9 protein-coding genes are annotated in these 12,324 nt (G+C 48.8%); 5 read left to right on the top strand and 4 right to left on the bottom strand.

The window, feature by feature from the left end; genetic code table 11:
* Positions 1–67 precede the first annotated feature (67 nt).
* Entirely contained in the window at positions 68–1,561 is a 1,494-nt protein-coding gene (locus KB557_RS05310; RefSeq protein ID WP_255132004.1) for a putative 2OG-Fe(II) oxygenase, read from the top strand.
* Positions 1,562–1,644: 83 nt separating this feature from the next.
* On the opposite strand, the gene KB557_RS05305 is transcribed toward KB557_RS05310, so the two are convergent.
* Together KB557_RS05305 and KB557_RS05300 are read right to left on the bottom strand one after the other, a co-directional pair.
* Positions 1,645–3,513 (bottom strand): alpha-amylase family glycosyl hydrolase, encoded by a 1,869-nt coding sequence (locus tag KB557_RS05305; protein ID WP_255132002.1) that lies wholly within the window; start codon positions 3,511–3,513, stop codon positions 1,645–1,647.
* Between the two features lie 496 nt (positions 3,514–4,009).
* The gene (locus tag KB557_RS05300; RefSeq protein ID WP_255131999.1) at positions 4,010–5,110 is read right to left on the bottom strand and encodes a hypothetical protein; all 1,101 of its coding nucleotides are present in this window, start codon (positions 5,108–5,110) and stop codon (positions 4,010–4,012) included.
* A gap of 449 nt (positions 5,111–5,559) precedes the next feature.
* Between KB557_RS05300 and KB557_RS05295 the strand changes: the two genes are divergently transcribed.
* From KB557_RS05295 to KB557_RS05280, 4 genes are all read left to right on the top strand, one after another.
* Positions 5,560–6,195, top strand: coding sequence for a DJ-1/PfpI family protein (locus KB557_RS05295; RefSeq protein ID WP_255131997.1), 636 nt, complete (start codon positions 5,560–5,562; stop codon positions 6,193–6,195).
* 51 nt (positions 6,196–6,246) lie between these two features.
* The gene (locus KB557_RS05290; RefSeq protein ID WP_255131994.1) at positions 6,247–7,158 is read left to right on the top strand and encodes an EthD domain-containing protein; all 912 of its coding nucleotides are present in this window, start codon (positions 6,247–6,249) and stop codon (positions 7,156–7,158) included.
* Positions 7,159–7,284: 126 nt separating this feature from the next.
* A complete protein-coding gene (locus KB557_RS05285) occupies positions 7,285–7,629 on the top strand; it encodes a carboxymuconolactone decarboxylase family protein (protein ID WP_255131991.1) in 345 nt (114 codons plus the stop codon).
* Positions 7,630–7,751: 122 nt separating this feature from the next.
* On the top strand, positions 7,752–8,447 hold the full coding sequence (locus KB557_RS05280; RefSeq protein WP_255131989.1) for a pirin-like bicupin family protein: 696 nt from the start codon (positions 7,752–7,754) through the stop codon (positions 8,445–8,447).
* Positions 8,448–8,593: 146 nt separating this feature from the next.
* Here the strand turns inward: KB557_RS05280 and KB557_RS05275 are convergent, their stop codons facing one another.
* The gene (locus tag KB557_RS05275; protein WP_255131987.1) at positions 8,594–10,921 is read right to left on the bottom strand and encodes an ERV1/ALR-related protein; all 2,328 of its coding nucleotides are present in this window, start codon (positions 10,919–10,921) and stop codon (positions 8,594–8,596) included.
* A 106-nt stretch (positions 10,922–11,027) separates the two neighbouring features.
* Positions 11,028–12,323 (bottom strand): adenylosuccinate lyase, encoded by a 1,296-nt coding sequence (gene purB, locus KB557_RS05270; protein ID WP_255131985.1) that lies wholly within the window; start codon positions 12,321–12,323, stop codon positions 11,028–11,030.
* Between the last annotated feature and the right edge of the window lies 1 nt (position 12,324).

Genomic DNA, 12,324 nt, shown 5'->3' with positions numbered 1-12,324 from the left:
GAAGAGTTTGAAATCGCCTGAGATCATCCAAAAAACGGTATGATATTACAAGCTGATTTTTACTAAATTGTCTGCTGTTTTATCTTTACTTAAAGGGATTGATTTCGCGTCTAAGGGTAGCCTTTCGGAAGCAGAAAACTGTTTCCGGGAGGCTCTTTCTTTGTCCGAAAACGGGTCAGTGGAAGAACGTAACTCTCTTGCAAATCTTCTAAAGGCTCTTGCAGAACAAGAAAAGGATCAGCAAATCATAAATATTCTAGAAAACTCTCTTGATTCCTTAGTCATAAGCCTTCCACCAATGCCCTTGTTGATTGGCGCAGAGGTGGCCTTGAAAAAGCAAAGAATTATACTTAGTTTGAAGCTCTATGGCCTTCTTAATTCTAAATATCCAAATCAAAAGCAAGTTGTTCTTGGATTAAGTTCGGCCATGGTTAGGGCCGGCCAGCTCAGTGAAGCGCAACAGCTTTTAACAGAATTTCAATTGAATGCAGGTCCTAGCGCAGAGGTATTCACTAACCTCGCCATTGTTGCACTTGAATTGGGCAATTTAGATCAGGCTGAGGCCGGTTATCGCCTAGCAGAACAGATTGAGCCTCACCAATTTGTCACTAACTATAACTTGGCGAAATTTTTACAAACTCATCGAGGCCTAGAAGAGGCGCTCGAATTTTACAATCAGTGCTTGTCAATATTACCCACCGCTTTCGAGGCGAGAATTGAAAAGGCGGATGTGCTTGCAAAGCTCAGTAGGCGTTCAGAAGCTATCGCAATATATAAATCTTTAGTGTATCAATCAGATCTCAGACAAGGCCAAAAGAATCATGCAGTATGCCAGTATCTGTACATGTTATCAGAAGACACTTCGCCTCAATTAGTCGAAGATGAAGCTGGCAAACTGCTTGAATGTATTTCTATTGATAATATTAGTCGTAGCCTGATATACGACCTTTCAGAAGCGCAGCAAGTGGCACATGGGGGTACTGTTATTTATCAACCTGCCAAGCTTGTGAAAGAATTTCAGGTCATTTCTATGAATGATGAAGTACTCCAAGAACTGTCTCAAGAAATTAAGGCTAATCCGACATTAATATATAATCGAGCCAATAAGCCGACATTGGGGGGAGCGCAAACTCATGAGCTGCTGTTTAATTCGAGTGCGGCAATTAATAAATTATTCGCTATTATTAAAGATATTATGGTTAATTATGGCAGCCTATTGCCAAGCCCAATTCAACTTGATCCCACGAAGGAGTACATAGTTAGTGGTTGGGCTGTTTCTTTGCATAGTGGTGGCCGTCAGCTCAGGCATACTCACCCAGAAGCGAGTATTAGCGCCGTATTTTATATTCAGATTCCGAAGGAAATCAAGCAAAGCGAACTTGGTATTGGCTGCCTTTACTTTTCAAAACGGCGCGCTGATCAACAGGTCGATGAAATTAAGATAAAGCCAGTGCCTGGGAAGCTCGTGATGTTTCCATCCTTTTTTCCGCATGAAACGATTGATTTCACTGCCCAGGCTGAGCGAATATGCATTGCCTGCAATCTAGTTGAACTAGCTTAGGATTACTTAATGGCGTGTTGGCGTTACTAGAAATTTGATTTAATGGGGCAAACGATGCAACCCACTCTCCCCAGGCCAATGTTTTAGACAGCAATCTCCAGGGAGTTCCAGAGGCATTCCACCTTGAGGCGGCCGCTTTCGGGTAGTAGGCAGTGGCGACTGGTTAGCGCCTCAGTAATCGGCTGTAGTTCCGGTTCGAGATCTTCGCCATGGCGAAGTCCCTGGCTATTTGCTTTGAGCACCATGAACTTGTAGCGCAGGCTCCGGCCGCCTTCAGCAATCTCAAATGGCACTTCGCCAAACCAGGTATTTGCGTTCACATACTCCAGTACATAGGCGCGATTAAAATCCCATGAGCCCAGTTCTGGGGCATCACCTATAACGGCAATCGCTTCGCCTGGTTTAGTGGCGTAGCCATTAACCTGAAATGCAACTACCGTATTCCCCACCACAGGGGCTCCGACCACACTGATCACAATCGCTGCTTTGAAGGTCAGCTGCAGATTATTGATGCGACCATCCACCACATCAATGTGTGCGCCACTGAGCATGCATTGATGGCTACCATCGGGTAACTCAGTGTTATCTATGCTGATTGTGCTTTCGGAACCTTGGTTGATCAGGGTGAAACAGCGGGAATCCCGATATTTGCGGGTAAATGCATAAATATCATCGCTGAGATATTTGGTGGAATGGGAGCCGTAGGGGATCGCTGGATTGGCCCGGCGCAGGCCGCTGAGGGTCTGGATTATCGTCACCATTTTCTTGGAGAGGTCCCAGCTCTCCATCATGGGTCTGTTGTAAGGGTCTTGACCTTCGTTGGTGTTATTGACAAGGTATTGTTCTGTTCCGTAGAAGATGCATGGAATACCCCTGAGGGTCATTAGTAGACTGGTAGCCAGTTCCAGGTTGTAGCCATCGCTGATTGAGAGGAAACGAGGCATATCATGGTTGTCTATGAAGGTGACAAGCTCATTGGCGCGGTGATAAACGTTGTCGTAGTCGAGCACCTTTTGAACATTATGGAAGCCGCCAGGTTGGCTACCGGAGAAGGCGAAGCGAATACCATCACAAAGGCCGAAATCAAGAATCGACATGCCTGATTGGTTGGCATAGGCGACTGCGCGTTCATCCCAAGGTTTGCCGAAGCCGTATTCACCAAAGAGGAAGGTGGAAGGCGTATGTTTCTTGATATCGGTAACGAATTCTTGCCAGAACCACAGGGGCATGTGCTTTAGGGTGTCTACTCGAAAAGCATCGAAGCCCGCCTCTAACCAATTCTTCATAGCACTTTTGATGTAGTTGCGATAGGTAATATTTTTTTCGTTAAAGGTGGCAAGGCCAGCCATCTCGCCATGGATAAGCTGAAATTCGTCATCCCAGTCGGTTATTTCCGGGAAATGGTAATAGAAATTGTTGTGATCATTGTTGAAGTCAGCGAGGGGTTCACCGTCATCAGTAACCACTCCTTTCTGGCCGCTGATATCGGGTGAACTGTGGTTGCAGACAATGTCAAGAATGACCTTGAGCCCCTTGGCATGGAGGGTGTCAACCAGTTGCTTGAGGGTGACCGATTCTTTAAGAGAATTAGATTCCCCATTTGGGAGGAACCGTGGGTTGATGCGTTTAAAATCCTTCGTCCAATAACCATGCATGGCCGTGTACTCGCCCCTGAGGGCATCAACTTGCTCAAAGAGTGGCGAGATCCATAGGGCTGTTACACCAAGGGATTTCAGGTAATCCGCTTTTTCGATGATGCCTTTGAGGTCTCCTCCCCAATACTTACCCCAGTGGGTGCGGCTAGGGTCAAATAATTCGTCTTTGCTGCCTTTATCAGGGACGGGGCAACCGTCTAGAAATCGATCAACAATGATGAAATAGATAACTTCCTTGCGAAAGTCGAGCTCTTCTTCTATCCCGTTGTTGCTATTGCTGTTCAGTGTGCTTGCCATAAAAAGTTCCTAGTTGAATTTTTTTAATGGATTCAATCAGATTTACACCCTTAGGGCATGTTTGGCTTGATTAACGCATGAAGTTGCGTTTGCCTCCATTTTAGCTGCAAGGCCTGCACCTGGATGTAGATGTAGGCACAGATGCGGCTCACATGGGATCTGGTGATGCATCATTATTCTAACTAAAATTATCGTCCGTGAATCGCTTCCTGAAGGTAACCATCATTGATGGATCAAAGGCAACCTTGGGTTGAACTGAGAGGCTTGAGTGTCCTCGTTCTCTTGCCAAGGTATGAGCTCCGTTAGTTTTATAAAGTGGCTACATGGGTCAAGTGTGGCCCCAAAGGGCGCATGAAAGTCTTTAAGGCTGAGCTAACCGATATTTTACTTGCGGCACATTTTTTAGGAGAGTTTCTTTATGAGTGTAATACGAATTAGGTGTATTTTTTCGCAGGCAAGCCAAAAACTCAATTGCAAGAAAGCAATACAATACATTTTATTCCAATGGCGGCTGGTAATTGTGGTTACCATGCTCCCTTTGATAGCTGGTAATGCCTTGGGGTGCCATAAAACCAACCGAACCCGCCTGGATCGCTTCTGGTGATTTGGGTGGTATGCCCAAAAGCTCCTTTACCTGCCCGAGCGGCAAATCCTTCATTGAAAAATAATCAATTTCATACATCACATCTCGGTTGCATTTACGGCCGCGAATAATTGCATCGGCAAGGCGAATAGGCATACCGGGCAAGTCTAAATGGCCCTTGTCTGCATTTAGTACTCCACCTCCCCATTGATCCAGGCGACCTGTTTCAAATAGGGACACAATTGCAACAATGAAAGCAAACCCGCTTGGATCCGGGATTGCCGAGCCAATAAAGGTAAAAACTTCCAACTCACCTTCAATCGTTGTTGCATAATCCGCCAAAACATGGAGCCAGTCATGCTGGGCAATGCTTGGATTGACACTTCCCTCTTGACCTGTAAAGACGAAGCCCCTGCCTTGGTAATACTCCCAAATCGTACGACCCAAAGTGCCAGCAGCACACTGCTCCAAGTTCAACCATTGGGTCAATAGCTCAAGATCCTCTTCATCACCTTCAAAGCAATCCAAAAGATGCTTATGCACCCGCATCATTTTTCCACCTTTTTCAAGGTTCTTAGGATCGCCCAGATATCCCTTACGATGAAGATCGCTGGCCACAATTGAGTAAGCGCCCCGGCTCATATCTCTCCCAACGCTCAAAAACTCATCTTGTATTGCAAGTGATTCAGCAATCTGTTCTACCGCCGAAGCCACTGCTTCTGGCAGGGGATCTAGAACTAACTCCGCTAAAAGAAAAAGTTGCAACAAACGATGCTTAATCGCAGCGGGCTCATCTAGAAACTGAGACCCTAGAGCTTGAATGCTGAATTCAGAATTTAAACTTATTGACTCAGGCTTAACGCCAAGGAGACAGGAGCCAATCGCATGAATAAGTTCGATCTGGGTGCGGCCCGAAGGTCGATTTTCACTGCCTGCTTGGTTACTAAGATAGTAAAGACCTTGCAGCGCATGTTCTCTTTGCGCCTTACTCAAAGCCTTGAAATCAGGATCCACAGTAAGCATGTCATTATGGATTTTTGACATAAGTAATACAAATCGAATGAATCTTCAATGCCTTTCTAGCATGAAATAGACCCCACTGAAGCACTTGCTCGAAGCAGCATCGGCACGTCCTCAGGCTTCCTTGGCTTATTTTCAGATCCGCGACCAGCCAGCCCTGCTAAAATAGAGATCACTGTCTAAGTAGGTATCACCAAATATGGATGATTCCACGCAACAAGTATTGATTATCTAGCTACTCCGCAACGTTGGGCACAACGGAATGCATTGGGCCGGCAAGCCTTTTCGAGTGCCGCATGGCACTTCCCCTCCTGAGTTCTTTAGCGGGTCTAGTTGGCGTTGAGCCCAGCACGTGCGGAGTTTTGTTGCTGAGCATGACAAGGTGCAAACATTAAAAAATAATAAGAAAAGAAGTATGGTGCTTGACACATGCTAAATTGGTTATGTTCCGTTTTGATTTTCTAATGAAGTTAAAAGCTTTTGGCGAGCCTAAGGGAACGATAGGTGTGCTGATTGAAGATCATTTTGACATGACCGAGTATCGGCTCTTCAATAAGCGTCTTCCCGCCGCTGGTTATAACGTTGAGTATATTTCAAATCTGTGGAACAATTCTTCACTTCAATTTGGATCCAATCCTGATAATGGCTGGGTTGAAGAGCACCTTGACGTTAGCATGGATGTTGCCAATGTCGATCCCGCACTATATAAAGGATTTTTGTTAATTGGTGCCTATGCCACTGATCGTCTTCGCTACACAGTAAAGCCTGAGAAAGGAAAGCCAAACGATGCCCCAGCTGTAGAGCTGCTGCGTCGAATTTGTGCCACCACTGGGGTTAAGGTTGGTACTATCTGCCATTCACTTTGGCTTTTCTGTGCAGATCCATTGTTAATCAAAGGCAAAAAAGTTACCTGTGCTCACAATATTATCTGCGATCTTGAAAATGCCGGTGCTGATGTTCAATATGGCGACGAAGGTACCATTGGTAGCGTGATCGATGGCGACCTTATTTCAGCCAAGCATCCTGCTTTTACAGATGAATTGATTGATATCTTTATCCAGGAGATTGAAAAGGCCTAGAAAATAGTTCTCAAGCAAATCTTTCCCCACCCTTTAACCTCCCCAAAATTTATGTCTATTCAAGATCTATCTCAGCGTGACGAAAATGCATTAGTTACTTTTTACGTTCCTCTTTGGAAACGAAGCGGATTGCATCAAGACCTTTTTGACGATTATTGGCGTGATGTGCATGGACCTGTTTGTGCAAGAATTCCGGGACAATATCAATATTGGCAGTATCATGTTGCCCACAACCTTGGTGGTAAATTTCCAAGTATTGATGGGGTTGGCATGTCAAGTAGTGAGGAAGAGCAATTCGATGGCATTGCTGAACTCACCTTCCGTACTGTTGAAGACAGGGCAATATGGTTTGAAGCAGCAGGTATTTTGATGGCTGATGAACATAATATATTTAGAATAGGGCTTGGGTATGTTACCTCTCCTGGAAATTCGAAAACATGGCTCGATCGAATTGAGTGTCCAGCTCCCAATGGCAATACAGGATTAGTGCGTATGCACGTTCAAGTCCGTCAAAAAGTTGGCACTACCACCGAGGAATTTAGAAGCTATCTAACTGAAATTTTTGCCCCTAATGTTTCCAAGAGCTCGCATATACTAAAATTGCGAACTCATCTGTTTGAGAAGCCTGACTTATCAAGGCCGGATGCAGCAGGGGTTTCGCACTCATTGCCCGAGTCATTGCTCTATCAAGCTGCATTCGAAATTGCCTTCCGCAATAATTTAGAAATGGAATATTTTTTCGCTTCAACCGAATTCAGCGACGCTACAAGTGGCATCAACAAGGTTGTAAGTCAGCTAAATGCCTACCCTGAAAAAGATCCGTACTGTTTTGTTTATGACGGTAAAATGACTACGGCAGGCCAGCGGGGGTCACGAACTGCGTACTTAATAACAGATACTGGAGCTATTAACCAAACTCAAGAATATGTTCTTGATTTAATTTGCGGAAAAGGCGTCCGCTAACCATGGCTTCAGCCCATTATCCCATGGCGATTCACCAATAGCTATGGGATTCAAAACCTAGATAACCCAATTACTTTGGTTGTCTAAAATTTCTTTAAAACAAAACCCTTCTCAAAAAAACATCCAATGGCTTTCCAAAACGCTGTTCTTGACGATAAAGCTCTCCAAGACGGACTCAGCTCAATAAACCCTAAGTTTGGAGATCTATGTACCCGTGTTGCAGGAGAAGTTTGGGGCCTCCCTCTGATTGATCAAAAAACCAAAACCTTGATAGTTATTGCTGTTGATGTTGCCAACCAAAGCGAGTATGGACCTGGAACTCCTTTTGGTGCACATGTAAACATGGCACTAAAGCAAGGGGTAACTCGAGAAGAAATCGAAGAAGTTTTATTGTTCATGTGTGTATACGGTGGCTTTAATAAGGCCGCCGGTTGCTTTGGTGCTCTCAACGAAATCTTAAAAGATATTTAGAACGCGTTTGTTCAGGCTTCTCGTCGCCTACTTGTTACTAAATCTATTATATTGATATTTTACACCAGGGCGGATAGTATATCAACTTCCGCCCATCATTATCTCATTTCTTGGCTAATATAATGCCACTCATTCGTCCAGCCTTAGAAAGATTTCACACTCAACTTGATTGGCTTGACAGTTGGCATTCGTTTTCTTTTGGGAATCACTTTGATCCAAAGTGGGTCGGTTTCGGTCCCCTGCTAGTGATTAATGACGATACGGTCTCCCCTAGAAGAGGCTTTGGCATGCATCCTCATCGAGATATGGAGATCATAACCATCATGGTTGAGGGTGAGCTCCAGCACAGTGATTCCATGGGCAATACCGAACAGCTGCGCCCAGGTGAAGTGCAGAGAATGAGTGCAGGAAGAGGTTTGGTCCATAGCGAGCAGAATGCATCTGATTCTTCTTGTCGTTTCCTGCAGATTTGGATAGTGCCAGAGACAAAAGGAACACCACCAAGTTATGAGCAAAAATTATTTGATTATTCCGGCGGATGGACATGTATTTTAGATCCCAATAAGAATAACGACACAATGGCTATAAATCAAAATGTTAGGCTTTGGCGAATCAAGCTTGTTTCTCAGCAAAAAATTGATTGGCCAACACACATCGATGGTGGGAAAAAGTTTTGGATGCAGATGATTGATGGCACTCTGCAAATTCCTTGGTTATTTAAGAAAGGGGATGGCATAGGTTTTAGCTATCCTGATGATCTTCCACAGGCAGAGGCTGGCGATCAAGGGGCAGATGTATTGCTTTTTGAGATCAATTAGATACCATTTTTATTTGTTTCATACTAGAAGATTGGTGCCTTGAATAATTAACAGTTAGCATTAGTTTTGCGTACATTAAAAACCCCTGCAGCAGCGGTCCGAAGACCAGAAGCACTTCGAACATATCGAGCAGTTAGCCCCTTCCCTCAGGCCTCCACGTAGTAGCCACTGCGGGCCAGGGCCTCTTCCTCAGCGCTGAAGTGGGGAGGCTCCAACACCAGGCTGGGGTCGTAGTGGTAAGTGGTTGAGAGAAACTGGGAAGCTAGCAGGGCCTGTTCGACGCTGTCGACCGAGGCCTCCGCCCGCTCCCACACCCGCTGCAACTCCTCCTTGTCGCCCCGGCGCAGGGCCTGCTGGAGCTCATCGCGCAGGATCGAGAGGTGGCTGGCCTTTTTGATCACCGCATAAATGCGTTCGATCCGCTCCAGGGGCAGGCTCGGCTCCTCCAGGGCCCGGGCCCGGGCCAGTTCCGAATCGAGGCCGGGCCAGTAGCGGGTGGTGTAGTGGGCATCACTTTCCTGGTGGAACCAGGGCTCGCTGCGGGCAATCGAAGAGGACACCGTGTTGTGTAGTTTCCAGAGGAACAGTCGCAGTCCAGTGCTATCGGTAATCGAGGCCAGCTTGGAATCGATCGTCACCTCTATGTGTTCGGTGGGGGTTTTCGGGCCCAGGAGGAGGTATTCGATCGGATACATGGTTACCTCCCGATTTTTGACCACGTAGCGATTCAAGTGGAACCGGCAATAGGGGCAGGGATACATCGTGGCCAGGGCCAGGAAAAAGCGCTTAAAGCAAGCCAAAGCCTCGTTTTGACGCTCCCCTGGGGAGATGGCATGAATCAACTCGGCGCTGGTATGCATGAACCGCCAAGTGGCGGGTCCGAGGTAATAGGGAAAGCTCAGACGCATCTCCGATCGCTCGATGTCATCGCGCCCTAAGAACACATCAATGAAGGCAACGTATTCGGAGAGATAACCGCTCTCGCGCCCAAACTCCTCGCGCTCCCGCCTTTTTTGGACACCATTAATGTAGTGATAGCTCAATTCCCAGGCTTGCTTGAGTTCCTGCTTCACGGGTAACGGAGAGCTAAGGAAATGGGCCTTTAGGGCCGTAGCAAAGGTATCGAACTCGCCGGCTTTGTTTCGCCGCTCAAACCAGCCATCCAGATCCGCATCCGTTTCAGCATCAATTGCCGCCAATTCCGAGCGCGTCATCACCGAGGTGGCCTTGAGCAGCTTCGGCATGAAGTCTTCATACCAGTAGCGCGTCGGCAGGATCGCGCCGGCATAGCGGGTATCGGAGTCGTCGACGATGACGCGATGCCAGCGCTCCAGGTAGGGCGTGATCGAGCTTCCCTCTACCTGGTCGCTTGGGGAGACGGCATGGCGATGGAGGGAGAGTTCGCGGAAATCTTCCTGGTGCCGCAGGCGGTTGAGTTCGTGCAGTTGCAGATCCTCCAGGCCGATCTCAGCAACGCGGTGGCCCTGGAGTCCGCCACTGAGCACTAGTTCCATGGCTGCAGCGAACACCTGGTGGTGGTGTTCAAGCCCATCGAGCTCGGCCTCAATCACCTGCTCAGCCGCGGCCATCTCGGCGGTTGGCTCGAGGGTGGCCCAGTTGGCCATGCGGCTTTCCAGTTGGGCCACCATGGCATTCACGGAGCTGCGCAGATCCTCTATGGGCTCCTCAGCCCCTTCTTCAACAATGCCTAGGGATTGATAAAGATCCAGCGCCGCATTCACAAAACCAGCGAAATTGGGGATCGTGTAAGGCAGGTCGTAGGCGCGTAGATGGGTTTCGGAATTGGCGGAATAGTTCTCCCTAAAACTGCGATAGGCCGCCCCCTGGAGTAAACGGAACAACCCGATACGCATCTGCAGAGGGGAGGTGCCTCCCTTGCTGGCTCCCTTGGGGCTGGCTGGAGCCGGGCTGGCGGTGGGGGTGGGTTGGCCATTCGCCGGCATCGGGGCTGCGGTTCCGGCCCCATGGGCCCCGGGCCGCCCCCCCAGATGGGCCGCGTGATAGGCCTTGGGGTGGGCCGAAAAATTCTGGGGCAAAAAGGCGAGGATATCGGCCAGGGTGATTTCCCCGGAGCCATCCCGGTTCAGTTCCACCACCAGCTCCTTGGCTTCCGCTTCGGGCAGTTCAAAGAGTTGGACCAATCGCTGCACCTGGGCAGGCTCGACCGTTCCCCGTTGGTCGGGATCGAGGAGGTGGAAGGCGGCCTCAAGGCGCAGGCGCTGGTCGCCCAGAAGCACCGTGAGCAATAACAGGCGCCGGTCGCGGTTCGCATCGGGCGGGATTCGGTAGGCCACACAAACCGCCTCAACTTCGCGGCCATTGAGTGGGAACCCGGCGGCGGCGCAGGCTTGGGTTAGGAGTTGGGAGGTGGGAACGCGCGGATGCTCACCTGCGAGGACTTGCCAACTGTCGGCAATCGTTTCCAACGTTGGGAGCAGGGTAATTTCGGGCATTATTCGTGACTAGCGAACCTGAGATTAGTCGCGCTGACGCTGTTTTGCGGGCACGGCTCGCACGACTGCGCCTGCACTGCGGCCAGGATTGCTGGATGCATAATGCTTAGATATCGAGTCGTTTATAGATCGTATCCAGCTGGGCTTGATGTAATTCTGTGCTGAAACATTCTGCTAATTGGCTGGTATTTAAGCAACTGCTGATCGCCGGATCAGCCTCGAGATTGGCGCGGAAATCGCCCCCCTCCACATTCCAAGCCCTGTGGGCATGGCCCTGAACCAATCTGTAAGCTTCTTCTCGATTTATGCCTTTTTCTACTAGGGCCAGCAGCACCCGTTGGCTAAAAACTACGCCCCCATAAATATTAAGATTACGGTTCATATTGGCTGGATACACCTGTAGGCCAGCAATAACTTTTGTTGTCTCCCGCAGGATGAAATGGAGCGTAACGCTCACATCTGGCAGCATCATCCGCTCCACTGAACTGTGGCTGATGTCACGTTCATGCCAAAGGGCCACGTTCTCGAGAGCTGCCACTGTGTAGCTGCGCAGCACCCTGGCTAAACCACTAATCCGTTCGCTGCGAATTGGATTGCGTTTATGGGGCATTGCCGAACTGCCCTTTTGCCCCTTGGCAAATTCCTCCTCTACCTCCAACACATCGCTGCGTTGCAGGTTGCGGATTTCTGTAGAGAACCGTTCCAGGGAGGTGCCCACTAGGGCAAGGGTTTGCACATATTCAGCGTGGCGGTCGCGGCCGATCACCTGGGTGCTAGCGATATCTGGGGTGAGGCCTAAAAGGGCGCAGGCAATTGCCTCCACCTCAGGATTGGTGTTGGCGTAGGTGCCCATGGCACCACTGATCTGGCCTACGGCCACCACCTGCTCCAGCCTTTCGAGCCGCTCCTGGTTGCGTTCGGTTTCCGCCAGCCAGCCGGCCAGCTTGAAGCCAAAGGTGATCGGTTCGCCGTGAATTGCATGGGAGCGGCCGATCATCACGGTGTTTTTATGGGCGCGCGCTTGCTGGCGAATTGCATCGGCGAGCTTGTTTAGTTCCTGGCGCAGCAGTGCCACCGAGGCTTTGAGTTGCAAGGCAAGGCCGGTATCAAGCACATCGGAGCTGGTCATGCCCACGTGGATATACCTTCCGGCATCCCCCACGTTTTCGTTCACATTGGTTAGGAAAGCGATTACGTCGTGGCGCACTTCAGCTTCTATTTCAAGAATTCGCTCTTGTTTGAAAGCCGCATTCTTTTTAATTTCTGCCAATGCCTCCGCTGGCACCATTCCCAGCTGGGCTTGAGATTCGCAGGCAGCTATTTCCACATCCAGCCAGGATTGAAATTTTGCTTCTTCCGTCCAGATGCTGCCCATCTCCGGCAGGGTATAACGCTCAATCAAG

The organism is Synechococcus sp. Cruz CV12-2-Slac-r (genome assembly GCF_024346075.1).
Classification (GTDB): Bacteria; Cyanobacteriota; Cyanobacteriia; order PCC-6307; family Cyanobiaceae; genus Synechococcus_D.
The sequence above is the reverse complement of the archived record's forward strand: the minus strand, read 5'-3'. Positions and strand labels throughout refer to the sequence as shown.

What these genes read in the sequence shown, in the direction of transcription:
- KB557_RS05305 (WP_255132002.1), bottom strand. Translation starts at nt 3,513, where the DNA reads ATGGCAAGCACACTGAACAGCAATAGCAACAACGGGATAGAAGAAGAG.
- KB557_RS05295 (WP_255131997.1), top strand. Translation starts at nt 5,560, where the DNA reads ATGTTCCGTTTTGATTTTCTAATGAAGTTAAAAGCTTTTGGCGAGCCT.
- KB557_RS05290 (WP_255131994.1), top strand. Translation starts at nt 6,247, where the DNA reads ATGTCTATTCAAGATCTATCTCAGCGTGACGAAAATGCATTAGTTACT.
- KB557_RS05285 (WP_255131991.1), top strand. Translation starts at nt 7,285, where the DNA reads ATGGCTTTCCAAAACGCTGTTCTTGACGATAAAGCTCTCCAAGACGGA.
- KB557_RS05280 (WP_255131989.1), top strand. Translation starts at nt 7,752, where the DNA reads ATGCCACTCATTCGTCCAGCCTTAGAAAGATTTCACACTCAACTTGAT.
- KB557_RS05275 (WP_255131987.1), bottom strand. Translation starts at nt 10,921, where the DNA reads ATGCCCGAAATTACCCTGCTCCCAACGTTGGAAACGATTGCCGACAGT.